This window comes from Staphylococcus sp. GW823-FHT05F06, from assembly GCF_058795495.1.
The window spans coordinates 40257-62609 of the sequence record NZ_JBXAHW010000010.1 but is presented as its reverse complement, the minus strand read 5'-3'; the positions used below and the strand labels follow the sequence as shown (position 1 = coordinate 62609).

General features: G+C 34.0%; 37 protein-coding genes. 32 read left to right on the top strand and 5 right to left on the bottom strand.

What is annotated here, in order from left to right; all coding sequences use genetic code 11:
• Positions 1-9: 9 nt before the first annotated feature.
• Complete coding sequence (mspA, locus tag AC1Q7N_RS07940; RefSeq protein ID WP_002438539.1) at positions 10-327, bottom strand: membrane stabilizing protein MspA; 318 nt, start codon at positions 325-327, stop codon at positions 10-12.
• A 291-nt stretch (positions 328-618) separates the two neighbouring features.
• Entirely contained in the window at positions 619-789 is a 171-nt protein-coding gene (locus AC1Q7N_RS07935) for an SE1832 family protein (protein ID WP_001829790.1), read from the bottom strand.
• A 141-nt stretch (positions 790-930) separates the two neighbouring features.
• On the opposite strand from AC1Q7N_RS07935, the gene AC1Q7N_RS07930 reads away from it, so the two are divergent.
• Entirely contained in the window at positions 931-1839 is a 909-nt protein-coding gene (locus AC1Q7N_RS07930) for an AEC family transporter (RefSeq protein ID WP_001829745.1), read from the top strand.
• 194 nt (positions 1840-2033) lie between these two features.
• Here AC1Q7N_RS07930 and AC1Q7N_RS07925 read toward each other — a convergent pair whose 3' ends face one another.
• Both AC1Q7N_RS07925 and AC1Q7N_RS07920 read right to left on the bottom strand, forming a co-directional pair.
• A complete protein-coding gene (locus tag AC1Q7N_RS07925) occupies positions 2034-2825 on the bottom strand; it encodes a glucose 1-dehydrogenase (RefSeq protein WP_001829726.1) in 792 nt (263 codons plus the stop codon).
• Positions 2826-2852: 27 nt separating this feature from the next.
• Positions 2853-3716: a GRP family sugar transporter gene (locus AC1Q7N_RS07920; RefSeq protein ID WP_001829716.1), complete on the bottom strand. Its 864-nt coding sequence runs from the start codon at positions 3714-3716 to the stop codon at positions 2853-2855.
• Positions 3717-4006: 290 nt separating this feature from the next.
• On the opposite strand from AC1Q7N_RS07920, the gene AC1Q7N_RS07915 reads away from it, so the two are divergent.
• Positions 4007-6142: a DNA topoisomerase III gene (locus tag AC1Q7N_RS07915; RefSeq protein ID WP_001829767.1), complete on the top strand. Its 2136-nt coding sequence runs from the start codon at positions 4007-4009 to the stop codon at positions 6140-6142.
• A 112-nt stretch (positions 6143-6254) separates the two neighbouring features.
• On the top strand, positions 6255-7589 hold the full coding sequence (locus AC1Q7N_RS07910; protein WP_001829757.1) for an NCS2 family permease: 1335 nt from the start codon (positions 6255-6257) through the stop codon (positions 7587-7589).
• Between the two features lie 56 nt (positions 7590-7645).
• Here AC1Q7N_RS07910 and AC1Q7N_RS07905 read toward each other — a convergent pair whose 3' ends face one another.
• A complete protein-coding gene (locus tag AC1Q7N_RS07905; protein WP_001829776.1) occupies positions 7646-8044 on the bottom strand; it encodes a hypothetical protein in 399 nt (132 codons plus the stop codon).
• A gap of 355 nt (positions 8045-8399) precedes the next feature.
• Here AC1Q7N_RS07905 and rpsJ point away from each other — a divergent pair, with 355 nt between their 5' ends.
• From rpsJ to rplQ, 29 genes are all read left to right on the top strand, one after another.
• Positions 8400-8708 carry a 30S ribosomal protein S10 gene (gene rpsJ / locus AC1Q7N_RS07900; protein ID WP_001118667.1) on the top strand — a complete coding sequence of 103 codons (309 nt, stop codon included), beginning with the start codon at positions 8400-8402 and terminating at the stop codon, positions 8706-8708.
• Between the two features lie 27 nt (positions 8709-8735).
• Complete coding sequence (gene rplC / locus AC1Q7N_RS07895) at positions 8736-9398, top strand: 50S ribosomal protein L3 (RefSeq protein ID WP_001829727.1); 663 nt, start codon at positions 8736-8738, stop codon at positions 9396-9398.
• Between the two features lie 28 nt (positions 9399-9426).
• Complete coding sequence (rplD, locus tag AC1Q7N_RS07890) at positions 9427-10050, top strand: 50S ribosomal protein L4 (protein ID WP_021298828.1); 624 nt, start codon at positions 9427-9429, stop codon at positions 10048-10050.
• Positions 10050-10325, top strand: a complete 276-nt coding sequence (gene rplW, locus AC1Q7N_RS07885) for a 50S ribosomal protein L23 (protein ID WP_001829755.1) — start codon at positions 10050-10052, stop codon at positions 10323-10325. Before rplD ends, rplW begins: the two co-directional genes overlap by 1 nt.
• 28 nt (positions 10326-10353) lie before the next feature.
• A complete protein-coding gene (rplB, locus tag AC1Q7N_RS07880; RefSeq protein ID WP_001829788.1) occupies positions 10354-11187 on the top strand; it encodes a 50S ribosomal protein L2 in 834 nt (277 codons plus the stop codon).
• 66 nt (positions 11188-11253) lie between these two features.
• On the top strand, positions 11254-11532 hold the full coding sequence (gene rpsS / locus AC1Q7N_RS07875; RefSeq protein WP_001829710.1) for a 30S ribosomal protein S19: 279 nt from the start codon (positions 11254-11256) through the stop codon (positions 11530-11532).
• Positions 11533-11559: 27 nt separating this feature from the next.
• Positions 11560-11913 (top strand): 50S ribosomal protein L22, encoded by a 354-nt coding sequence (rplV, locus tag AC1Q7N_RS07870; protein WP_001829734.1) that lies wholly within the window; start codon positions 11560-11562, stop codon positions 11911-11913.
• A 23-nt stretch (positions 11914-11936) separates the two neighbouring features.
• Positions 11937-12590: a 30S ribosomal protein S3 gene (gene rpsC / locus AC1Q7N_RS07865; RefSeq protein WP_001829791.1), complete on the top strand. Its 654-nt coding sequence runs from the start codon at positions 11937-11939 to the stop codon at positions 12588-12590.
• 2 nt (positions 12591-12592) lie between these two features.
• Positions 12593-13027 carry a 50S ribosomal protein L16 gene (gene rplP / locus AC1Q7N_RS07860; RefSeq protein WP_001829782.1) on the top strand — a complete coding sequence of 145 codons (435 nt, stop codon included), beginning with the start codon at positions 12593-12595 and terminating at the stop codon, positions 13025-13027.
• The gene (gene rpmC / locus AC1Q7N_RS07855) at positions 13017-13226 is read left to right on the top strand and encodes a 50S ribosomal protein L29 (protein ID WP_000644737.1); all 210 of its coding nucleotides are present in this window, start codon (positions 13017-13019) and stop codon (positions 13224-13226) included. Before rplP ends, rpmC begins: the two co-directional genes overlap by 11 nt.
• A 24-nt stretch (positions 13227-13250) precedes the next feature.
• Positions 13251-13514: a 30S ribosomal protein S17 gene (rpsQ, locus tag AC1Q7N_RS07850; protein WP_001829723.1), complete on the top strand. Its 264-nt coding sequence runs from the start codon at positions 13251-13253 to the stop codon at positions 13512-13514.
• A gap of 30 nt (positions 13515-13544) precedes the next feature.
• Complete coding sequence (rplN, locus tag AC1Q7N_RS07845; RefSeq protein WP_001829742.1) at positions 13545-13913, top strand: 50S ribosomal protein L14; 369 nt, start codon at positions 13545-13547, stop codon at positions 13911-13913.
• 41 nt (positions 13914-13954) lie between these two features.
• Positions 13955-14272, top strand: a complete 318-nt coding sequence (gene rplX / locus AC1Q7N_RS07840) for a 50S ribosomal protein L24 (protein ID WP_021298830.1) — start codon at positions 13955-13957, stop codon at positions 14270-14272.
• Positions 14273-14297: 25 nt separating this feature from the next.
• Positions 14298-14837, top strand: coding sequence for a 50S ribosomal protein L5 (gene rplE / locus AC1Q7N_RS07835; RefSeq protein WP_001829778.1), 540 nt, complete (start codon positions 14298-14300; stop codon positions 14835-14837).
• Between the two features lie 22 nt (positions 14838-14859).
• Positions 14860-15045: a type Z 30S ribosomal protein S14 gene (locus AC1Q7N_RS07830; RefSeq protein WP_001829713.1), complete on the top strand. Its 186-nt coding sequence runs from the start codon at positions 14860-14862 to the stop codon at positions 15043-15045.
• Positions 15046-15075: 30 nt separating this feature from the next.
• Entirely contained in the window at positions 15076-15474 is a 399-nt protein-coding gene (gene rpsH, locus AC1Q7N_RS07825; RefSeq protein WP_001829768.1) for a 30S ribosomal protein S8, read from the top strand.
• A gap of 24 nt (positions 15475-15498) precedes the next feature.
• Positions 15499-16035 carry a 50S ribosomal protein L6 gene (gene rplF, locus AC1Q7N_RS07820; protein ID WP_001829740.1) on the top strand — a complete coding sequence of 179 codons (537 nt, stop codon included), beginning with the start codon at positions 15499-15501 and terminating at the stop codon, positions 16033-16035.
• 31 nt (positions 16036-16066) lie between these two features.
• Positions 16067-16429 carry a 50S ribosomal protein L18 gene (gene rplR, locus AC1Q7N_RS07815; RefSeq protein ID WP_001829747.1) on the top strand — a complete coding sequence of 121 codons (363 nt, stop codon included), beginning with the start codon at positions 16067-16069 and terminating at the stop codon, positions 16427-16429.
• Between the two features lie 19 nt (positions 16430-16448).
• Positions 16449-16949 (top strand): 30S ribosomal protein S5, encoded by a 501-nt coding sequence (rpsE, locus tag AC1Q7N_RS07810; RefSeq protein WP_001829701.1) that lies wholly within the window; start codon positions 16449-16451, stop codon positions 16947-16949.
• Positions 16950-16965: 16 nt separating this feature from the next.
• A complete protein-coding gene (rpmD, locus tag AC1Q7N_RS07805) occupies positions 16966-17148 on the top strand; it encodes a 50S ribosomal protein L30 (protein WP_001829711.1) in 183 nt (60 codons plus the stop codon).
• A gap of 16 nt (positions 17149-17164) precedes the next feature.
• Positions 17165-17605 carry a 50S ribosomal protein L15 gene (gene rplO / locus AC1Q7N_RS07800; protein WP_002456985.1) on the top strand — a complete coding sequence of 147 codons (441 nt, stop codon included), beginning with the start codon at positions 17165-17167 and terminating at the stop codon, positions 17603-17605.
• Complete coding sequence (secY, locus tag AC1Q7N_RS07795) at positions 17605-18897, top strand: preprotein translocase subunit SecY (RefSeq protein ID WP_001829707.1); 1293 nt, start codon at positions 17605-17607, stop codon at positions 18895-18897. The genes rplO and secY overlap by 1 nt, the downstream gene beginning before the upstream one ends.
• Positions 18898-18914: 17 nt before the next feature.
• A complete protein-coding gene (locus AC1Q7N_RS07790) occupies positions 18915-19562 on the top strand; it encodes an adenylate kinase (RefSeq protein WP_001829774.1) in 648 nt (215 codons plus the stop codon).
• A 187-nt stretch (positions 19563-19749) separates the two neighbouring features.
• Positions 19750-19968, top strand: a complete 219-nt coding sequence (gene infA, locus AC1Q7N_RS07785; RefSeq protein ID WP_001829792.1) for a translation initiation factor IF-1 — start codon at positions 19750-19752, stop codon at positions 19966-19968.
• Positions 19969-19999: 31 nt separating this feature from the next.
• Entirely contained in the window at positions 20000-20113 is a 114-nt protein-coding gene (gene rpmJ, locus AC1Q7N_RS07780; protein WP_001829709.1) for a 50S ribosomal protein L36, read from the top strand.
• Positions 20114-20135: 22 nt separating this feature from the next.
• Positions 20136-20501: a 30S ribosomal protein S13 gene (rpsM, locus tag AC1Q7N_RS07775; protein ID WP_001829703.1), complete on the top strand. Its 366-nt coding sequence runs from the start codon at positions 20136-20138 to the stop codon at positions 20499-20501.
• A gap of 22 nt (positions 20502-20523) precedes the next feature.
• Complete coding sequence (gene rpsK / locus AC1Q7N_RS07770; RefSeq protein WP_001829725.1) at positions 20524-20913, top strand: 30S ribosomal protein S11; 390 nt, start codon at positions 20524-20526, stop codon at positions 20911-20913.
• 76 nt (positions 20914-20989) lie between these two features.
• Positions 20990-21934: a DNA-directed RNA polymerase subunit alpha gene (locus tag AC1Q7N_RS07765; protein ID WP_001829787.1), complete on the top strand. Its 945-nt coding sequence runs from the start codon at positions 20990-20992 to the stop codon at positions 21932-21934.
• A 16-nt stretch (positions 21935-21950) separates the two neighbouring features.
• The gene (rplQ, locus tag AC1Q7N_RS07760; RefSeq protein ID WP_001829718.1) at positions 21951-22319 is read left to right on the top strand and encodes a 50S ribosomal protein L17; all 369 of its coding nucleotides are present in this window, start codon (positions 21951-21953) and stop codon (positions 22317-22319) included.
• The last annotated feature ends 34 nt before the right edge of the window (positions 22320-22353 follow it).

Sequence of the window (22353 nt, the reverse complement as noted above, 5' to 3'; positions counted from 1 at the left end):
TTTTATTTTTTAATATAGTATAAAAATTAAAATAATAAATATAACAAATAATAAAAGTGATAAGATATTCAAGATACTAACACCTTTTTTATCATCTTTTAATTCTTTAAAACCAGTCACTTCAACATTACCAACTAAAAGCAATAAAACGACAAATACCCACCAATTTTCTTTAGGGAATTGTAACGTTGTCAAAGCAACTACAAATAGTAACAATATGCCCATAACAATTCTCAAGATTCGAGTTATGACAGAATGCATTTTAAAAATACTAATGTACGAAACAATTAAGTATAAAACAGGCAATAAAATAAGATAAAGTTTCATAAAGAGCCACCCTTTCTATTACGAATAATATATTAGCACGATAAAAATCATATGACTAGAATACGAGTAGAGATTAATTGGTTGTCGTAGCTTCATAAGTTGCTTTGCAAACCAAAATTTAAAAATTCTAGATATACGTGTTTATTAAATCAGTTATTGATTGTCAATATGATAACAATGTTTAAAACATTGATTTTTAGATTCTAATGTCATCTACAATTGGCAAAAAATTTTAATAAATTTTGTAGTTTAAATTTATACTTATGGGTTAAACAATCAACGTGCTAAATTTTAAGATTGTTGATTTAATTTTGAACGTATATAGGAGATTTCTTGTTCAATATTTTCAAGTTGTTTAAGTAGAGGGTCAATATCTTGATGAAGCGACTCACGTTTTTCTAAATCGTTTTGTAATCGTGTATAATCATATTTAAGTTCTGATAACTTTGAATTCAAGTCCATCGTATCATTCTCCTCTTCAAAGGGTTAATAGTAGTAATTTTTACATTTAATAAAGATTATATCACGAAATACGATACTTCTAAATAAGTGGGACACGATATCAAAGTACTCATTTGTATAAACTAGAAAGAAGGAATCAATGTGACTGAACAATTTGTCATAATTATATTATTAATAGCACTTGGTTATTTTCTTAAACGTATGAATTACTTGAAAGCAACTGATAGTCAAGTACTTTCAACTTTAGTGTTAAATGTTACATTACCTTCACTCGTTATAGTTAACTTAAATAGTGCAAAATTAGATGTATCTTTTTCAATATTACCTATAATGATGATTATTTACGGTATAGTAGCTAAAATTATTGTAATTTGGTTCTTTAGAAAATATGATAACCATATGCGTGGTTCTGTTGGTATGATGACTGGATCTATGAATATTGGTTTGTTTGCTTATCCGTTGGTTGAAGCGATATGGCCATCTAAAGGTATGATATATTTCGGAATGGTTGATATTGGTGGGGCCATTATCATGTTTGGTATTACTTATTTTGTAGGAAGTTATTTTAGCGAAGGTAGTGACCAATTTAACTTCAAATTTTTAGGAAAAAAATTAGTTCAATCAGTCCCATTAGTAACCTATATGATTATGTTTGGATTGAACATGTCTCATATTCATATATGGCAACCAGCTATTGATTTCTTTAGTGTATTATCAAAGGCGAATATGCCTTTATCCATGATATTATTAGGTGTAATGCTTAATTTTAGTATTGAGAGAGAATACCTCCCTGTAACAATTAAATATCTTTGTTTACATTACGGGTTAGGTATGTTAGCTGGAACACTAGTTCACTTTTTATTACCTGTATCTGATGATATGATTAAAACAACCTTGCTTATAACGTGGTTATTACCAGTAGGAGTAGCAATCATACCATATTCGATTCAATTCAAATATAAGACATTACCATTTGTTGGAATGGTAACTAATTTAACCATTATTATTAGCATTATCATTTTGTATATTTATCAAGCTGTATTTGTATAAAAATTGATTGCATAATCAATATACTTATTTATATAACTAAAAAAGCTATGAAGAAATGTATCATTGTAGATATCTTCATAGCTTTTTTATTATAGTTTGTCACTTATATTCAGTCGATGACTGATACTTTTTAAGACTACTATTCATTACTAATTTATGACATTTTATTTCTAGTTAAAATTGAAAAATGCTACTTAACCTTTACCACCCATAAATGCTGGATAGTTCATCATGCCACCATCAACGTACAATGTTGTACCGTGTATATAACTTGCAAGATCTGAAGATAGGAATAGTACTGCATTAGCTACATCTTGAGCATTTCCAATTTCACGTGCAGGTATCATTTTTATTGTTTCTTCACGCGTCGTTGGGTCAGAAAATTTTTCTTCAGTGTGTTCAGTAACAATTGCCCCAGGAGATATATTATTAATACGAATACCGTATTGGGCATATTCCATTGACATTGTTTCCATCATTAATTTTAAGCCACCTTTACTTGCGGCATAGTGTACATAATTAGGCCATGGAATAGTGTCATGAACACTCGAAATGTTAATAATAGTACCTTTCTTGTTTTCCTTTAAAAATTGATTGATGGCTTCTCTTGAACCCACAAAGGCGCCAGTTAAGTTTATGTCAATAACTTTTTGCCAGTCGTCAATCGACATTTCATGAGTTGGGATTGAATTTTCGAATCCAGCATTATTAATTATAATGTCTAAAGTTCCAAAGTGATTAATTGTTGTTTCAATCATTCGTTTAATATCTTCTTCAATTGAAACATCACCTTGAACCACCAATGTTTGACCACCAAATTTAGCAACAGTTTGTTTAATTTCCTCAATTTCATCATGATGTCGATCAGAACGGTAATTTATAACAACCTTGGCCTTAGCTTTACCAAAATTTTCCGCAATAGATTTGCCAATTCCAGTGGCAGCTCCAGTAATAAGAACCACTTTATTTTCTAATTCTTCAAACACTATGTTACCTCCCTAAAGTTTAAAATTCTATTTTAAGTTGCCTAAAATGATTGAAGCTATAACTATAACGATAATACCTGACCAAATACCAATCATTTGGCGACGATCTTTTTTCTCCCCTAGAATAAAGATACCCCCTAAAGTTGAAACAATAACAAGCAGTTGTGATAATGAGAAACTAGTTGCTACACCAACTTTAGGTTGTGAATAGAACATAAATAAGTTACCGATACCCCAGATAACACCTGGTATAAGATTTAGAGCAGTAGATTTAATTGAAGTATTATGGTTCATTGAAAGGATTAATCCTCCAATTGCCATACCAATTGATTGGAAGAAGAGAGCATCTGTACCACTTACTCCAAAAATATCTCCAAGAACGACATAACCTACGTAACCGATTGTTGATAGAAGTAATATTCCCATTGCTTTTTTAAATTCTGGGTTATCGGATTTGCCTTCGCTTTTGGCTTTAAGTGATGTTAAAGAAATACCTACAACCAATAAGATCATTGCTATAAGTCCCATCACTACTTGAACAATCGTGCTCCATTCACCTAAGAAAATAGCGCTAAATAGAGTGGTACCGACAAGTTGCATACCCGTTGAAATAGGCATCGTTTTAGATACACCTATTAAATGCACTGATTTTAATTGATTACCTTGACCAAAAGCCCATAGAGCTCCTGATACTAAACCGACAATAATTACTGTAAGGTTATCAAACGCTGCGTGTCCAGTAGCAAGTAGAGAAAATCCGATAAAAAGTGTACCTAAAGTTGTACCTCGAATCTGATTATATGGTCCACCACCTACAAAAACATTTATAATGACTACACTACCCCAAAACAGGGCTGGTAAAAGTGCTATCAAAAAATCTACAATTTGCACTTATTACTCACTCTCCTAAGAACAAAATTAAGTGTCCCAATTACACTCGAAATCATTCTATAGTAATTAAAAAAAGAAGTAAAAAACAACACCTTAAAAGTGTTGAAATTTTTAGTAAGTAAATATTCGTATTAAGTGATAATGTGTTTTTGAACTATATGATTGAACAAGATATGTATATATAACTATCTTAATTAATTTTATATATAGTAATTTACAAAAAGATACATGTTACAATGTATGTAATTCTATAACATGATGTATTTTATAAATGTGAAAGGAAAATTAAAATGAAATCTTTAATCTTAGCTGAAAAACCATCTGTCGGAAGAGATATCGCTAATGCTTTGAATCTTCAACAAAAAAGTAATGGTTATATAGAAGGGAAACAGTATATAGTAACTTGGGCATTGGGGCATCTTGTGACAAATGCAACGCCTGAACAATATAACCCTTCATATAAAGAATGGAATTTAGAAGACTTACCTATCATTCCTAAGAAAATGAAAACAGTAGTGATTAGTAAAACAAATAGACAATTTAAAATTGTAAAATCTTTAATTTTAGATAAAAATGTTAAAGAAATTATTATAGCAACAGATGCTGGACGAGAAGGTGAACTAGTAGCTCGTCTTATTTTAGATAAAGTAGGTAATAAAAAACCAATCAAGCGTTTGTGGATTAGTTCGGTTACAAAAAAAGCCATACAAGAAGGATTTAAACAGTTAAAAAATGGAAACGCGTATCAAAATTTATATGAAGCAGCACTTGCACGAAGTGAAGCAGATTGGATAGTAGGGATTAATGCAACACGTGCACTAACGACAAAATATGATGCACAATTATCATTAGGTCGTGTACAAACTCCAACAATACAAATAGTTAAATCAAGACAAGATGAGATTAACTATTTTAAACCAGAAAAATATTACACGTTATCCATTAATGTTGATGGTTACGATTTAAACCTTAAGCAACAAAAGCGATATAAAGATAAAAAAGAATTAGAATTGATTGAACATAAAATTAAACATCAAGAAGGAAAGATATTAGAAGTTAAAGGAAAAAATAAGAAATCTTACGCGCAACCTTTATTTAATTTAACAGATTTACAACAAGAGGCATATAAACGTTACAAGATGGGGCCAAAGGAGACACTAAATACATTACAACATTTATATGAGAGACATAAGTTAGTAACCTATCCCCGTACAGATTCTAATTATTTAACAGATGATATGGTCGATACAATTCAAGAACGGTTAAGAGCAATTTTAGCTACAGATTATAAATCTCATGTTCGAGATTTAATTTCTGAGTCCTTTTCTTCTAAAATGCATATTTTTAATAATCAAAAAGTTTCAGATCATCATGCGATTATTCCCACAGAGGTTAGACCATCTATTGAACAATTGAGTCAACGAGAGTTTAAAATTTATATGCTAATCGCAGAAAGATTTTTAGAAAATTTAATGAATCCTTATTTATATGAAGTTTTAACAATCCATGCACAACTGAAAGATTACAATTTTGTTTTAAAAGAGATAATACCTAAACAATTAGGATATAAAGCTTTAAAAGATCAAACCTCTTCGCATACTTTAACGCATTCTTTTAAAGAAGGTCAGTTATTTAAAGTACATCGTATTGAGATTCATGAACATGAAACAAAGGCACCGGAATATTTTAACGAAGGTTCATTACTTAAAGCCATGGAGAATCCACAAAATCATATTGATTTGAATGATAAAAAGTATGCAAAAACACTCAAACATTCGGGGGGGATTGGAACTGTAGCAACTAGGGCTGATATTATAGAAAAGTTATTTAACATGAATGCTTTAGAGTCGCGAGATGGCAAAATTAAAGTTACATCAAAAGGAAAACAAATTTTAGAATTGTCTCCAAGTGAATTAACCTCACCTATACTAACAGCCCAATGGGAAGAAAAATTAATGCTTATCGAAAAGGGGAAATATAATTCTCAGAAATTCATACAGGAAATGAAAAACTTTACATTTAAAGTAGTAAATAAAATTAAAAGCAGTGAGCAAAAATATAAACATGATAATTTAACAACAACCGAGTGCCCAACATGTGGTAAGTTTATGATAAAAGTCAAAACTAAAAATGGACAGATGCTTGTATGTCAAGATCCCAAATGTAAAACTAAGAAAAATATTCAACGCAAGACTAATGCACGTTGCCCTAATTGTAAGAAAAAAATGACTTTATTCGGTAAAGGGAAAGAAGCTGTTTATAGATGTGTATGTGGCCACACAGAAACTCAATCACAAATGGACAAAAGAATGAGAGATAAAACGAATGGTAAAGTTTCACGTAAAGAAATGAAAAAATATATAAATAAAAAAGAAGAAATCGACAATAATCCATTCAAAGATGCTCTGAAAAATCTCAAATTGTAGATAAATATCGAACTTCTTTGTGACTTTCAACTAAAAAGTTCGTTTTTGGTATTGTTTTTTAAGAAATTTGATATTAAACTATTAAAGTATTTCAAATAAAGGAGCATTCATTGTGAAAAAGTACTTCCAGTTCGATAAGCATGGGACAAGTTATAAAAATGAAATTTTAGGTGGAATTACGACCTTTCTATCAATGGCATATATTCTAGCTGTAAACCCGCAAATTTTAAGTTTAGCTGGTGTAAAAGGTGCAACAAGTGATATGAAGATGGATCAAGGTGCCATCTTTGTAGCGACAGCTTTAGCAGCGTTTGTTGGATCATTATTTATGGGATTAATTGCTAAATATCCAATTGCTTTAGCACCTGGTATGGGGTTAAATGCATTTTTTGCTTTTACAGTAGTATTAACTATGGGAATTCCTTGGCAAGTAGGATTAACAGGTGTTCTATTCTCTGGTATATTTTTTGCATTACTTACTGTTACTGGTTTAAGAGAAGTTATTATCAATGCTATCCCTCATCAAATGAAGCTAGCTGTTTCGGCAGGGATTGGTTTATTTATCACATTTGTGGGGTTACAAAGTTCAGGGATAATAATTAAAAGTGATTCAACTTTAGTAAAATTAGGACATTTGACTGAAGCACCAGTACTTTTAGCGATTTTCGGAATCATTGTTACGGTCATTTTATATGCTATGAAAATTCCTGGTTCAATTTTTATAGGAATGATTGTAACTGCCGTAGCGGGTATGCTAACTGGTCAAATTCATCCACCATCAGGAATAATTGGAGAAGTTCCAAGTATCAAGCCAACCTTTGGTGCGGCATTTGAATCATTTAAAGATCCTGGTCAACTGTTTACTATTCAATTCCTAATTGTTATTTTAACATTCTTGTTTATTGATTTCTTTGATACAGCTGGTACGTTAGTAGCTGTTGCCACGCAAGCAGGATTGATGAAAGATAACAAATTACCGAGAGCTGGAAGAGCGTTATTCTCTGACTCTTTAGCAACTATTGTAGGTTCTGTGTTTGGTACAACTACCACAACATCATATATTGAGTCTACTTCTGGCGTAGCTGTAGGGGCTAGAACAGGATTTGCAAGTATAGTCACGGGTATTTGTTTCTTATTAGCATTATTCTTTAGTCCGTTAATAGAAGTTGTAACAAGTGCAGTAACTACACCTGCTTTAGTCGTAGTAGGTGTATTGATGGCGGCTAATTTTGCTGATATAAATTGGAAGCAATTTGAAGTTGCAGTACCAGCTTTTATTACAATCATTATGATGCCATTGTCTTATTCTATTGCCACTGGTATTGCATGTGGATTTATTTTTTATCCAATAACAATGATTATCACTAAAAAGTATAAAGAAGTTCATCCAATTATGTACTTTTTAATGGCTTTGTTTATATTATATTTTATATTCGTTCATAAATAATGAAAAGGAGTTGAAACGTTGAAGTTTCAGCTCCTTTTTGTATAATAGTATGAATTTTAATCATTATCTCCTTTAATTCGTTTTTTATATTGAGTATAAACGACCCTTGCATTTTTATTAGGGATATAAGTGGGTGCAGCTAAGACAATAAATACGAAGAAAATCATTAAGAAGAATAAAATCCAATGAATTACCATACCTATAACTGGTAAGAACGCAACGAAGGATCCTATTAATCCTAAGAAAGGAATGACAAACATAGGTTTAATTGAGTTCTGTGAATCCACTAATAATATAATGATGAGCACAAGATATAGAAGAGCGTTAAACAACAATGGTTGCCATCCAAAACTTAGAATTACACTGCCACCTAGAAATGGAATACCATAGAAAAATTCACAGACAATAAGAAAGACTCCTATGATTGCCAAAGATATTTTCACTCCATTTTTCATTTTATCACTCCCATTCAACTACTATTATATATAATAATTGAGAATAATAATATTGATTTGATTTAGAATGTTTAACATTAGAAAATAAAAAGTAAAAAAATTTCTCTAAAATGGTTGAACAACATCATCATTTAAAGTACAATTATCAAGTATGTGTTAGACAGTTATATATAAGATTACTGGAAAACCTTGAATTATCAATGTTTTTCATGTATTATATTTAATGTTGGACTTTATGAAAAGCGATGAAGCGAAAGGTTACTGACACACCCGGCCGCTTTGCCATGGCGTTGTGTGAGATAGTTTTCGTGGAGAAGTCTATCACTTAAATGTAGACGAATAAGGAGGGAAAATTATGGCAAAACAAAAAATCAGAATCAGATTAAAAGCTTATGATCATCGTGTGATTGATCAATCAGCAGAAAAAATTGTTGAAACTGCAAAACGTTCTGGTGCAGATGTTTCTGGACCAATTCCATTACCAACAGAAAAATCAGTTTATACAATTATTCGTGCTGTGCATAAGTACAAAGATTCTCGTGAACAATTCGAACAACGTACTCATAAACGTTTAATCGACATTGTTAATCCAACACCTAAAACGGTAGATGCTCTAATGGGCTTAAACTTACCATCAGGTGTAGACATCGAAATTAAATTATAATAGAACAATATAGGAGGTGGACTTTCGATGACCAAAGGAATCTTAGGAAGAAAAATTGGGATGACACAAGTTTTCGGTGAAAATGGTGAATTAATCCCTGTAACAGTTGTAGAAGCTAGTCAAAACGTTGTATTACAAAAGAAAACTGAAGAAGTTGATGGTTATAATGCTATCCAAGTAGGTTTTGAAGATAAACAAGCATATAAGAAAGGTTCTAAATCTAATAAATATGCTAATAAACCAGCTGAAGGTCATGCTAAAAAAGCTGACACAGCACCTAAGCGCTTCATTCGTGAATTCCGCAACGTTAACGTTGACGAATACGAAGTAGGTCAAGAAGTCTCAGTTGATACATTCGAAACTGGTGACATCATTGATGTTACAGGCGTTTCAAAAGGTAAAGGTTTCCAAGGTGCTATTAAACGTCATGGACAAGGTCGTGGACCAATGGCTCACGGTTCTCATTTCCATAGAGCGCCAGGCTCTGTAGGTATGGCATCAGACGCTTCAAAAGTGTTTAAAGGACAAAAAATGCCAGGACGTATGGGTGGAAACACTGTTACTGTTCAAAACTTAGAAGTCGTTCAAGTTGACACTGAAAATAGTGTGATTTTAGTAAAAGGCAATGTACCTGGACCTAAAAAAGGTTTAGTAGAAATCACAACTTCAATAAAAAAAGGTAATAAATAATTAAGAAGCGAAAGGAGGAAATTGCATAATGGCTAATTATGATGTTTTAAAAGTAGACGGATCAAAATCAGGTTCAGTTGAATTAAACGATGCAGTATTTGCTATCGAACCTAATAATAGCGTTCTATTTGAAGCTATTAACTTACAACGTGCGTCATTACGCCAAGGTACTCACGCTGTTAAGAATCGTTCAGCAGTACGTGGTGGTGGACGTAAACCATGGAGACAAAAAGGTACAGGTCGTGCACGTCAAGGTACAATCCGTGCTCCACAATGGCGTGGTGGTGGTGTAGTATTCGGACCAACACCAAGAAGCTATGCATATAAAATGCCAAAGAAAATGCGTCGTTTAGCATTACGTTCTGCATTATCTTTTAAAGTTCAAGAAAATAGCTTTACAATTGTAGATACTTTTGGTTTTGAAGCACCAAAAACAAAAGAATTCAAAAATGTATTAACTACTCTTGAACAACCTAAGAAAGTATTAGTTGTAACAGAAAACGAAGATGTAAATGTTGAATTATCAGCACGTAACATTTCTGGTGTTCAAGTTACAACTGCTCAAGGATTAAATGTACTTGATCTAACAAGCGCTGACAGTGTAATCATTACAGAAGCAGCTGCGAAAAAAGTTGAGGAGGTGCTCGCATAATGGAAGCAAGAGATGTTCTTAAGCGCCCCGTAATCACTGAAAAATCTTCTGAAGCTATGGCAGAAGATAAATACACTTTCGATGTAGATACTCGTGCAAATAAAACACAAGTTAAAATTGCTGTTGAAGAAATCTTCGACGTTAAAGTTGATAGTGTAAATATTATCAACTACAAACCTAAGAAAAAACGTATGGGCCGTTACCAAGGCTATACAAACAAAAGAAGAAAAGCGATTGTTAAACTAAAAGAGGGTTCAATCGATTTATTTAACTAAAAAATTACCAATAAGGAGGTAAGCGACAATGGCTCTTAAAAAATATAAGCCAATTACAAATGGTCGTCGTAATATGACTACTTTAGATTTCGCTGAAATCACAAAAACAACACCTGAAAAGTCATTATTACAACCGCTACCGAAAAGAGCGGGACGCAATAACCAAGGTAAATTGACTGTTCGCCATCATGGTGGTGGACACAAACGTCAATACCGTGTTATCGATTTTAAACGTAACAAAGATGGAATCATTGCTAAAGTTGATTCAATTCAATATGATCCAAACCGTTCAGCAAACATTGCATTGCTAGTTTATGCTGATGGTGAAAAAAGATATATCATCGCACCTAAAGGATTACAAGTAGGTCAAACTGTCGAAAGTGGTGCTGAGGCAGATATCAAAGTTGGTAATGCTTTACCATTACAAAATATTCCAGTTGGGACAGTAATTCATAACATCGAGTTAAAACCTGGTAAAGGTGGACAACTTGCTCGTTCTGCTGGTGCTAGCTCTCAAGTATTAGGTAAAGAAGGTAAATATGTATTAATCAGATTAAGATCTGGTGAAGTACGTATGATTTTATCTACATGTCGTGCAACAATTGGTCAAGTTGGCAACTTACAACATGAATTAGTAAATGTTGGTAAAGCAGGACGCTCTAGATGGAAAGGCGTTCGCCCAACTGTACGTGGTTCTGTAATGAACCCTAATGATCACCCACACGGTGGTGGTGAAGGTCGTGCTCCAATCGGTAGACCATCTCCAATGTCACCATGGGGTAAACCTACGCTTGGTAAGAAAACTCGTCGTGGTAAAAAATCTTCTGACAAACTTATCGTTCGTGGACGTAAGAAAAAATAATATTAAAAACTTATTTGGGTGTGCGGCGTAAAGCTGCACGCACACAATAAGAAGGGAGGCGCCCAAATGGCTCGTAGTATTAAAAAAGGACCTTTCGTCGATGATCACTTAATGAAAAAAGTAGAAGCTCAAGACGGAAGTGAAAAGAAACAAGTGATTAAAACATGGTCTCGTCGTTCTACAATTTTCCCAAATTTCATTGGCCATACTTTTGCAGTATACGATGGACGTAAACATGTACCTGTATATGTCACTGAAGATATGGTAGGTCACAAATTAGGTGAATTTGCTCCTACACGTACTTTTAAAGGACATGCAGCAGACGACAAGAAAACAAGAAGATAATTTTAATAAGTAGAGGAGGAAATCCTGATGGAAGCAAAAGCGGTTGCTAGAACAATAAGAATCGCACCTCGTAAAGTAAGACTTGTTCTTGATTTAATCAGAGGTAAAAATGCTGGAGAAGCTATTGCTATTTTAAAATTAACTAATAAAGCTTCATCACCAGTAATCGAAAAAGTATTAATGTCCGCTTTGGCAAATGCTGAGCACAACTATGATATGAATACAGATGAATTAGTTGTAAAAGAAGCATATGCTAATGAAGGACCAACTTTAAAACGTTTCCGCCCACGTGCACAAGGACGTGCAAGTGCAATTAATAAACGTACAAGCCACATTACAATCGTCGTAAGTGACGGTAAAGAAGAAGCTAAAGAAGCTTAATAACTTTCTAAGGAGGGAATACTGTGGGTCAAAAAATTAATCCAATCGGACTTCGTGTCGGTGTTATCCGTGATTGGGAAGCAAAATGGTATGCTGAAAAAGACTTTGCTTCACTTTTACATGAAGACTTAAAAATCCGTAAATTTATTGATAATGAATTAAAAGAAGCGTCAGTTTCTCACGTAGATATTGAACGTGCAGCAAATCGCATCAATATTGCTATCCATACTGGTAAGCCAGGAATGGTTATTGGTAAAGGCGGTTCAGAAATTGAAAAACTTCGTAACAAATTAAATACCTTAACTGATAAAAAAGTACACATCAACGTAATTGAAATTAAGAAAATTGATATTGATGCACGTTTAGTTGCAGAAAATATTGCACGTCAATTAGAAAATCGTGCTTCATTCCGTCGTGTACAAAAACAAGCTATTACAAGAGCTATGAAAAATGGTGCTAAAGGTATCAAAACTCAAGTATCAGGTCGTTTAGGCGGAGCTGACATCGCTCGTGCTGAACAATACTCAGAAGGAACTGTTCCACTTCATACATTACGTGCTGACATTGATTATGCACACGCTGAAGCCGATACAACATATGGTAAATTAGGCGTTAAAGTATGGATATATCGTGGAGAAGTTCTTCCTACTAAGAACACTAGTGAAGGAGGAAAATAAAAATGTTACTACCAAAACGTGTAAAATATCGTCGTCAGCATCGTCCAAAAACAACTGGTCGTTCTAAAGGCGGTAACTACGTAACATTTGGTGAGTATGGATTACAAGCTACAACTACATCTTGGATCACATCTCGTCAAATCGAATCAGCTCGTATTGCAATGACACGTTACATGAAACGTGGCGGGAAAGTTTGGATTAAAATCTTCCCTCATACACCATATACTAAAAAACCTTTAGAAGTACGTATGGGTGCTGGTAAAGGTGCGGTTGAAGGCTGGATAGCAGTTGTTAAACCTGGTAGAATTTTATTCGAAGTAGCTGGTGTACCTGAAGAAGTTGCTCGTGAAGCATTACGTTTAGCAAGTCACAAACTTCCAGTAAAATCTAAGTTTGTAAAACGTGAAGAATTGGGTGGTGAAACAAATGAAAGCTAAGGAAATTAGAGACTTAACCACTTCAGAAATCGAAGAACAAATCAAATCTTCAAAAGAAGAGCTTTTTAACCTACGCTTTCAGTTAGCTACAGGTCAATTAGAAGAAACGGCACGTATTCGCACAGTAAGAAAAACGATTGCACGTCTAAAAACTGTTGCTCGTGAAAGAGAAATTGAACAAAGCAAGGCTAATCAATAATAATTGAAAGAGGAGGTTACGAAAGTGAGCGAAAGAAACGATCGTAAAGTTTATGTAGGTAGAGTTGTTTCAGATAAAATGGACAAAACAGTCACTGTTCTAGTGGAAACTTACAAAACGCACAAATTATACGGCAAACGAGTAAAATACTCTAAAAAATATAAAACTCATGATGAAAACAATTCAGCTAAATTAGGAGACATTGTTAAAATTCAAGAAACTCGTCCTTTATCAGCAACAAAACGTTTTCGTTTAGTAGAAATTGTTGAAGAGTCAGTAATTATTTAATCAAGATTAGAGATAAGGGAGGTTTAACGAATGATCCAACAAGAAACACGCTTAAAAGTAGCAGACAATTCTGGTGCTCGTGAAGTTCTTACAATTAAAGTATTAGGTGGATCTGGTCGCAAAACAGCGAACATTGGTGATATTATTGTATGTACTGTTAAAAATGCAACACCAGGTGGCGTTGTCAAAAAAGGTGACGTTGTAAAAGCTGTTGTAGTTCGTACAAAATCAGGTGTTCGTCGTGAAGACGGTTCATATATTAAATTTGACGAAAATGCATGTGTTATCATCCGTGATGACAAAGGCCCACGTGGTACTCGTATCTTTGGTCCTGTTGCTCGTGAATTACGTGAAGGAAACTTCATGAAAATTGTATCACTAGCTCCAGAAGTACTATAATACCAATCAAATAAATTCACATAATTTAAGGAGGTGCCCACATGCATATCAAAAAAGGTGACAACGTAAAAGTTATCGCAGGTAAAGACAAAGGTAAAGAAGGTGAAGTAGTAGCTACTGAACCAAAAAAAGACCGTGTCGTTGTGGAAGGTGTTAACGTTATAAAAAAACACCAAAAACCAACTCAATTAAACCCTGAAGGTGGAATTTTAGAAACAGAGGCAGCAATCCATGTTTCTAACGTACAATTATTAGATCCTAAAACAAATGAACCTACACGTGTAGGATATAAAACAGTTGATGGTAAAAAAGTTCGTATCGCTAAAAAATCAGGCGAAGAAATTAAAGCTAATAATTAATAACTAGTTGAAAGGAGGATCCACTTTGAACCGTTTAAAAGAAAAATTTAATACAGAAGTTACTGAAAACTTAGTGAAAAAATTCAATTATAGTTCAGTGATGGAAGTACCAAAAATTGAGAAAATCGTTGTGAATATGGGTGTAGGTGACGCAGTTCAAAATTCTAAAGTTTTAGACAATGCTGTTGAAGAGTTAGAATTAATTACTGGTCAAAAACCATTAGTCACAAAAGCTAAAAAATCAGTTGCAACATTCCGTTTACGTGAAGGTATGCCAATCGGTGCGAAAGTCACTCTTCGCGGAGAAAGAATGTATGAATTCTTAGACAAACTCATTGCAGTTTCATTACCACGTGTACGTGACTTCCAAGGTGTTTCTAAAACAGCTTTTGATGGTCGTGGAAATTACACACTTGGTGTTAAAGAACAATTAATTTTCCCAGAAATTGACTACGATAAAGTAACAAAAGTTAGAGGAATGGATATTGTTATCGTAACAACTGCTAACACTGACGAGGAAGCTCGTGAATTGTTAACAAACTTCGGTATGCCATTTCGTAAATAATCTCTAAAAGGAGGCTAATAAAGTGGCTAAAACTTCAATGGTTGCTAAGCAACAAAAAAAACAAAAATTCGCTGTACGTGAATATACTCGTTGTGAACGCTGTGGTCGTCCACATTCTGTGTATCGTAAATTTAAATTATGCCGTATTTGTTTCCGTGAATTAGCTTACAAAGGTCAGATTCCTGGCGTACGTAAAGCTAGCTGGTAATAATAAGAGTCTGAAAGGAGGCAACAATCAATGACAATGACAGATCCAATCGCAGATATGCTTACTCGTGTAAGAAACGCTAACATGGTTCGCCACGAGAAATTAGAATTACCTGCGTCTAATATTAAAAAAGAAATTGCTGAAATCTTAAAGAGTGAAGGTTTCATTAAAAATGTTGAATATGTAGAAGACGATAAACAAGGTGTTATTCGTTTATTCTTGAAATATGGTCAAAACAATGAACGTGTTATCACAGGTTTAAAACGTATTTCTAAACCAGGTTTACGTGTTTACGCTAAAGCAAATGAAGTGCCAAAAGTATTAAATGGCTTAGGTATTGCATTAGTTTCAACTTCTGAAGGTGTTATCACTGATAAAGAAGCAAGAAAACGTAATGTTGGTGGAGAAATTATCGCATACGTTTGGTAATAAATAATAAGGAGGTGCCATAACATGAGTCGTGTTGGTAAGAAAATTATTGACATTCCTAGTGACGTAACAGTAACTTTTGACGGAAGTCATGTCACTGTAAAAGGTCCAAAAGGTGAATTAGAAAGAACTTTAAATGAAAGAATGACATTTAAACAAGAAGAAAACACTGTTGAAGTTGTAAGACCATCTGATTCTAAAGAAGACAGAACAGATCATGGTACAACTCGTGCTTTATTAAATAATATGGTACTAGGTGTTTCTCAAGGTTACGAAAAAACACTTGAGCTTGTTGGTGTAGGTTACCGTGCACAAATGCAAGGTAAAGATTTAGTACTTAATGTTGGATACTCTCACCCAGTTGAAATTAAAGCAGAAGAAGGCATTACTTTCGCTGTTGAGAAAAATACAACTGTTAAAGTATCTGGTGTTTCTAAAGAACAAGTTGGTGCGATTGCTTCTAACATTCGTTCTGTAAGACCTCCAGAACCTTATAAAGGTAAAGGTATTCGCTACCAAGGTGAATATGTACGCCGTAAAGAAGGTAAAACTGGTAAATAATAGATAACACTCTAAAGAAAGGAGTATTGAAATGATCAGTAAAATTGATAAAAACAAAGTACGTTTGAAAAGACATGCTCGTGTTCGTACTAAATTATCAGGTACAGCTGAAAAGCCACGTTTAAATGTGTATCGTTCAAACAAACACATCTATGCACAAATTATTGATGACGTTAAAGGCGTAACACTTGCTCAAGCATCATCACAAGATAAAGATATTGCAAACACATCAGCTTCAAAAGTTGACTTAGCAACTACTGTTGGTCAAGAAATTGCTAAAAAAGCTAACGATAAAGGTATTAAAGAAATCGTCTTCGATCGCGGAGGATATTTATACCACGGACGTGTTAAAGCTTTAGCTGATGCTGCAAGAGAAAATGGATTAGAATTTTAATTAAAGGAGGGACACATTCATGGCTCGTAGAGAAGAAGAAACTAAAGAATTTGAAGAACGCGTTGTTACGATTAACCGTGTTGCTAAAGTTGTAAAAGGTGGTCGTCGTTTCCGTTTCACTGCATTAGTGGTTGTTGGAGATAAAAATGGTCGTGTAGGTTTCGGTACTGGTAAAGCGCAAGAGGTACCAGAAGCTATCAAAAAAGCTGTTGAAGCAGCTAAAAAAGATTTAGTAGTTGTTCCACGTGTAGAAGGTACGACTCCTCATACTATAACTGGTCAATATGGGTCAGGTAGCGTATTTATGAAACCAGCTGCACCTGGTACAGGAGTTATCGCTGGTGGACCAGTTCGTGCCGTATTAGAGTTAGCAGGAATTACTGATATCTTAAGTAAATCTTTAGGATCAAATACTCCTATTAATATGGTTCGTGCGACTATCAACGGTTTACAAAACTTAAAAAATGCAGAAGATGTTGCTAAATTACGTGGCAAATCTGTAGAAGAATTATACAATTAAGGAGGGAAAATAAGTTATGGCTAAATTACAAATTACCCTCACTCGTAGTGTTATTGGTCGTCCTGAAACACAACGTAAAACTGTTGAAGCTTTAGGTCTTAAAAAGACTAATAGTTCAGTAGTTGTTGAAGATAACCCTGCAATTCGTGGGCAAATCAACAAAGTTAAGCATTTATTAACAATTGAAGAAGAAAAATAATTAAGGAGGTGCCGAAATGAAATTACATGAGTTAAAAGCAGCTGAAGGATCACGTCGTGTACGTAACCGTGTAGGTCGTGGTGCTGCAACTGGTAACGGTAAAACAAGTGGCCGTGGTCAAAAAGGTCAAAAAGCACGTTCAGGTGGTAAACTAAGACCAGGATTTGAAGGTGGACAATTACCTTTATTCCGTCGTTTGCCTAAACGTGGTTTCACTAACATTAACCGTAAAGAATATGCTATTGTTAACTTAGACCAACTCAATAAATTTGAAGATGGTACTGAAGTTACTCCAGCTTTATTAGTAGAATCTGGTGTTGTTAAGAATGAAAAATCTGGTATCAAAGTACTAGGTAACGGTTCACTAGACAAGAAATTAACAGTGAAAGCTCATAAATTCTCAGCTTCAGCAGCAGAAGCTATTGATGCAAAAGGTGGAGCACACGAGGTGATCTAATGTTTCAAACGTTTGTACGTTTCTTTACAACTAAAGAAGTACGAAACAAGATTTTCTTCACTCTAGCAATGTTAGTTATTTTTAAAATAGGAACGTATATTCCTGCTCCAGGAGTTAATCCTGAAGCCTTTAATCATCCACAGGGATCTCAAGGTGCCACTGAGTTATTAAATACTTTTGGTGGCGGTGCCTTGAAACGTTTCTCAATATTTGCGATGGGAATCATGCCTTATATCACTGCATCCATCGTCATGCAATTACTGCAAATGGATATTGTTCCTAAATTTACAGAGTGGGCAAAACAAGGTGAAATGGGTAGAAGAAAAATTAATAACGTAACTCGTTATTTTGCTATAATTTTAGCTTTTATCCAATCTATAGGTATGGCTTTCCAATTTAATAACTATCTCAAAGGACAACTTATTATAGAAAAGTCTGTTATGAGTTATTTATTAATTGCAGTTGTATTAACAGCGGGAACAGCTTTCTTAATTTGGCTTGGTGACCAAATCACACAGTTTGGTGTTGGTAACGGTATTTCTCTTATCATCTTTGCAGGTATATTATCAACTTTACCTTCGAGTCTAGAACAATTTGCACAATCAGTGTTTGTAGGTCAAGACGATACTTCACTTGCTTGGCTGAAAATACTAGGATTGATTGTAGCCTTGATTTTACTAACAGTAGGCGCAATATTTGTTCTTGAAGCTAAACGTAAAATACCTATTCAATATGCAAAGAAACAATCTGCTCAACGATTAGGTTCACAAGCAACTTATCTACCTTTGAAAGTTAACTCTGCCGGTGTTATTCCAGTTATCTTTGCGATGGCGTTTTTCTTGTTACCAAGAACATTGACTTTATTCTTCCCGAAAGCAGAATGGGCACAGAATATTGCTGATACTGCCAACCCATCAAGTAATATTGGAATGATTATTTATGTAGTTTTAATTATTGCATTTGCATATTTTTATGCTTTTGTACAAGTTAATCCTGAAAAAATGGCAGATAACCTTAAAAAGCAAGGTAGTTATGTCCCAGGAATTAGACCTGGTGAACAAACAAAAAAATATATTACTAAAGTACTTTATAGATTGACTTTTGTTGGTTCAATTTTCTTAGCAGCTATAGCTATTTTACCTATAATTGCGACTAAATTTATGGGCTTACCACAATCAATTCAAATTGGTGGTACGAGTCTTTTGATCGTTATTGGTGTAGCTATTGAAACTATGAAAACTTTAGAAGCACAAGTCACTCAAAAAGAATATAAAGGCTTTGGTGGTAGATAATTTGTAGGAGGGCATTTATGAATATCATTTTAATGGGCTTACCTGGTGCAGGTAAAGGGACTCAGGCGAGTGAAATTGTTAAGAAATTCCCAATACCACATATTTCTACTGGTGACATGTTCAGAAAAGCGATTAAAGATGAAACAGATTTAGGAAAAGAAGCTAAATCATATATGGATCGTGGAGAATTAGTTCCTGATGAAGTTACTGTAGGTATCGTTAAAGAAAGAATTTCTGAAGACGATGCAAAAAAAGGATTCTTGTTAGATGGATTCCCAAGAACTATAGATCAAGCTGAGTCATTAAGTCAAATTATGTCTGAGCTTGATAGAGAAATTGATGCTGTCATTAATATCGAAGTTCCTGAGGAAGAATTAATGAATCGTCTTACAGGTCGTCGTATCTGTGAGAAATGTGGTACAACATATCATCTTGTATTTAATCCTCCAAAGGTTGATGGTATATGTGATATCGATGGTGGAAAGTTATATCAACGTGAAGATGACAATCCAGAAACAGTATCTAATCGTTTGAGCGTTAATGTTAAACAATCTAAGCCTATTTTAGAATATTACAACAACAAAGGTGTCTTGAAAAACATTGATGGTTCAAAAGATATTGACGAAGTAACCAACGATGTCATTGATATCTTAGATCATTTATAATAGATCAACACTATACGATCTATGTTTCAGTGAGTATTAGAGTAAATTTAACAGAATGAGTGACAAATAACGATATTTAATTCCCGTATTTTTGTTGAACTTATATTAAACCATCACGAATAGATTCGTATCGTTAAGTTGTCTATTGACGATTACCTTACTATTGCAAAAAGGGGGAAGTTAATCAATGGCTAAACAAGATGTAATTGAATTAGAAGGTACAGTACTAGATACTTTACCAAACGCAATGTTTAAAGTAGAATTAGAAAATGGTCATGAGATTTTAGCTCACGTAAGTGGTAAAATCAGAATGAATTACATTCGTATTCTACCTGGCGACAAAGTAACTGTTGAGATGTCTCCGTATGATTTATCGCGCGGTAGAATTACTTATCGTTATAAATAATCGTCACTCCATAATATAGGGAGGTATAAAAATGAAAGTAAGACCATCAGTAAAACCAATATGCGAAAAATGCAAAGTCATTAAACGTAAAGGTAAAGTAATGGTAATTTGTGATAATCCAAAACACAAACAAAGACAAGGTTAATAAAAGAGAGGTGTAAATTAATATGGCACGTATTGCAGGAGTGGATATTCCACGTGAAAAACGCATTGTTATCTCATTAACATACGTATATGGTATTGGTACTTCAACTGCTAATAAAATTGTAGAAGAAGCTAACGTATCAGCAGATACTCGCGTTAAAGATTTAACTGACGATGAATTAGGTCGTATCCGTGAAGTTGTAGATGGCTACAAAGTAGAAGGTGACTTACGCCGTGAACAAAACTTAAACATTAAACGTTTAATGGAAATTTCATCATACCGCGGAATTCGTCATCGTCGTGGCTTACCAGTTCGTGGACAAAAAACTAAAAACAATGCTCGTACACGTAAAGGTCCAGTTAAAACAGTAGCTAATAAGAAAAAATAATAGGTAAAGGAGGCAAAATTTAATGGCACGTAAACAAGTATCTCGTAAACGTAGAGTGAAAAAGAATATTGAAAATGGTGTAGCTCACATCCGTTCAACATTCAATAATACTATCGTAACTATCACTGATGAATTCGGTAATGCATTATCTTGGTCATCAGCTGGTGCATTAGGATTCAAAGGATCTAAAAAATCAACTCCATTTGCAGCTCAAATGGCTTCAGAAACAGCTTCTAAAACTGCTATGGAACATGGTTTGAAAACAGTAGAAGTAACAGTAAAAGGACCTGGTCCAGGCCGTGAATCTGCTATCCGTGCACTACAATCTGCAGGTTTAGAAGTAACTGCAATCAGAGACGTTACTCCAGTACCACACAACGGTTGTCGTCCACCAAAACGTCGTCGCGTATAATTTTTAAATGTATTGTTACAAGTCACTGAGCAAACAGTTTAAATCTAGTCGACGTATTTAAGGAGGATATTTGTAAATGATAGAAATTGAAAAACCTAGAATTGAGACAATTGAAGTTAGTGAAGATGCTAAATTCGGTAAATTCGTTGTTGAACCACTTGAACGTGGCTATGGTACTACACTAGGAAACTCCTTACGTCGTATCCTACTATCTTCATTACCAGGTGCAGCCGTTAAGTACATCGAGATTGAAGGAGTTTTACACGAATTTTCAGCAGTAGATAATGTAGTAGAAGATGTTTCAACAATCATTATGAACATTAAAAAACTTGCATTAAAAATTTACTCTGAAGAAGATAAAACTTTAGAAATTGATGTTAAAGATGAAGGCGAAGTAACTGCAAGTGACATTACTCACGACAGTGATGTTGAGATTTTAAATCCAGAGCTTAAAATCGCAACAGTGTCTAAAGGTGGACATCTTAAAGTGCGTCTTGTTGCTAATAAGGGTAGAGGTTACGCATTAGCTGAACAAAATAATACTAGTGATTTACCAATTGGTGTAATTCCTGTTGATTCACTATATTCACCTGTTGAACGTGTAAACTATACAGTTGAAAATACACGCGTAGGTCAAAGTAGTGATTTTGATAAATTAACTTTAGATGTTTGGACAAATGGTTCAATCACACCACAAGAGTCAGTATCATTAGCAGCTAAAATAATGACTGAACACTTGAATATCTTTGTAAGTCTAACTGATGAGGCTCAAAACGCTGAAATCATGATTGAAAAAGAAGAAGATCAAAAAGAAAAAGTACTTGAAATGTCTATTGAAGAATTAGACTTATCTGTACGTTCTTATAACTGCTTAAAACGCGCAGGAATCAATTCTGTACAAGAGTTAGCTGATAAATCTGAAGCTGACATGATGAAAGTGCGTAATTTAGGTCGTAAATCTCTAGAAGAAGTAAAATATAAATTAGAAGATTTAGGATTAGGATTAAGAAAAGAAGATTGATAAAGGAGGTTAACTCATGGGTTACAGAAAATTAGGTCGTACTTCTGATCAACGTAAAGCAATGTTACGTGACTTAGCAACTTCATTAATCGTTAGTGAACGTATCGAGACAACTGAAGCTCGTGCTAAAGAAGTTCGTAGTGTAGTAGAGAAATTGATCACACTTGGTAAAAAAGGTGATTTAGCATCTCGTCGTAATGCTGCTAAAACTTTACGTAATGTTGAAATTTTAAATGAAGATGACTCTACACAAACTGCTCTTCAAAAATTATTTGGTGAAATCGCTGAACGTTATAGTGAACGTCAAGGTGGTTACACTCGTATTCTTAAAGTAGGCCCTCGTCGTGGTGACGGCGCTGAATCAGTAATTATTGAATTAGTTTAATCTAATTTTAAGACACAAGTTATAACTTAGTTGT

Excerpts from the sequence above, each read along its gene's own strand:
- AC1Q7N_RS07905 (WP_001829776.1), bottom strand. The coding sequence starts at position 8,044 with ATGAAAAATGGAGTGAAAATATCTTTGGCAATCATAGGAGTCTTTCTT.
- rpsK (WP_001829725.1), top strand. The coding sequence starts at position 20,524 with ATGGCACGTAAACAAGTATCTCGTAAACGTAGAGTGAAAAAGAATATT.
- rplF (WP_001829740.1), top strand. The coding sequence starts at position 15,499 with ATGAGTCGTGTTGGTAAGAAAATTATTGACATTCCTAGTGACGTAACA.
- AC1Q7N_RS07935 (WP_001829790.1), bottom strand. The coding sequence starts at position 789 with ATGGACTTGAATTCAAAGTTATCAGAACTTAAATATGATTATACACGA.
- rpmD (WP_001829711.1), top strand. The coding sequence starts at position 16,966 with ATGGCTAAATTACAAATTACCCTCACTCGTAGTGTTATTGGTCGTCCT.
- AC1Q7N_RS07915 (WP_001829767.1), top strand. The coding sequence starts at position 4,007 with ATGAAATCTTTAATCTTAGCTGAAAAACCATCTGTCGGAAGAGATATC.
- rplO (WP_002456985.1), top strand. The coding sequence starts at position 17,165 with ATGAAATTACATGAGTTAAAAGCAGCTGAAGGATCACGTCGTGTACGT.
- rpsS (WP_001829710.1), top strand. The coding sequence starts at position 11,254 with ATGGCTCGTAGTATTAAAAAAGGACCTTTCGTCGATGATCACTTAATG.
- rplN (WP_001829742.1), top strand. The coding sequence starts at position 13,545 with ATGATCCAACAAGAAACACGCTTAAAAGTAGCAGACAATTCTGGTGCT.
- rplV (WP_001829734.1), top strand. The coding sequence starts at position 11,560 with ATGGAAGCAAAAGCGGTTGCTAGAACAATAAGAATCGCACCTCGTAAA.
- rpmJ (WP_001829709.1), top strand. The coding sequence starts at position 20,000 with ATGAAAGTAAGACCATCAGTAAAACCAATATGCGAAAAATGCAAAGTC.
- rplW (WP_001829755.1), top strand. The coding sequence starts at position 10,050 with ATGGAAGCAAGAGATGTTCTTAAGCGCCCCGTAATCACTGAAAAATCT.
- rplX (WP_021298830.1), top strand. The coding sequence starts at position 13,955 with ATGCATATCAAAAAAGGTGACAACGTAAAAGTTATCGCAGGTAAAGAC.
- rplR (WP_001829747.1), top strand. The coding sequence starts at position 16,067 with ATGATCAGTAAAATTGATAAAAACAAAGTACGTTTGAAAAGACATGCT.
- rpmC (WP_000644737.1), top strand. The coding sequence starts at position 13,017 with ATGAAAGCTAAGGAAATTAGAGACTTAACCACTTCAGAAATCGAAGAA.
- rplD (WP_021298828.1), top strand. The coding sequence starts at position 9,427 with ATGGCTAATTATGATGTTTTAAAAGTAGACGGATCAAAATCAGGTTCA.
- rpsE (WP_001829701.1), top strand. The coding sequence starts at position 16,449 with ATGGCTCGTAGAGAAGAAGAAACTAAAGAATTTGAAGAACGCGTTGTT.
- rpsH (WP_001829768.1), top strand. The coding sequence starts at position 15,076 with ATGACAATGACAGATCCAATCGCAGATATGCTTACTCGTGTAAGAAAC.
- rplC (WP_001829727.1), top strand. The coding sequence starts at position 8,736 with ATGACCAAAGGAATCTTAGGAAGAAAAATTGGGATGACACAAGTTTTC.
- AC1Q7N_RS07790 (WP_001829774.1), top strand. The coding sequence starts at position 18,915 with ATGAATATCATTTTAATGGGCTTACCTGGTGCAGGTAAAGGGACTCAG.
- AC1Q7N_RS07765 (WP_001829787.1), top strand. The coding sequence starts at position 20,990 with ATGATAGAAATTGAAAAACCTAGAATTGAGACAATTGAAGTTAGTGAA.
- mspA (WP_002438539.1), bottom strand. The coding sequence starts at position 327 with ATGAAACTTTATCTTATTTTATTGCCTGTTTTATACTTAATTGTTTCG.
- rplB (WP_001829788.1), top strand. The coding sequence starts at position 10,354 with ATGGCTCTTAAAAAATATAAGCCAATTACAAATGGTCGTCGTAATATG.
- infA (WP_001829792.1), top strand. The coding sequence starts at position 19,750 with ATGGCTAAACAAGATGTAATTGAATTAGAAGGTACAGTACTAGATACT.
- rplP (WP_001829782.1), top strand. The coding sequence starts at position 12,593 with ATGTTACTACCAAAACGTGTAAAATATCGTCGTCAGCATCGTCCAAAA.
- secY (WP_001829707.1), top strand. The coding sequence starts at position 17,605 with ATGTTTCAAACGTTTGTACGTTTCTTTACAACTAAAGAAGTACGAAAC.
- rpsJ (WP_001118667.1), top strand. The coding sequence starts at position 8,400 with ATGGCAAAACAAAAAATCAGAATCAGATTAAAAGCTTATGATCATCGT.
- rplQ (WP_001829718.1), top strand. The coding sequence starts at position 21,951 with ATGGGTTACAGAAAATTAGGTCGTACTTCTGATCAACGTAAAGCAATG.
- rpsM (WP_001829703.1), top strand. The coding sequence starts at position 20,136 with ATGGCACGTATTGCAGGAGTGGATATTCCACGTGAAAAACGCATTGTT.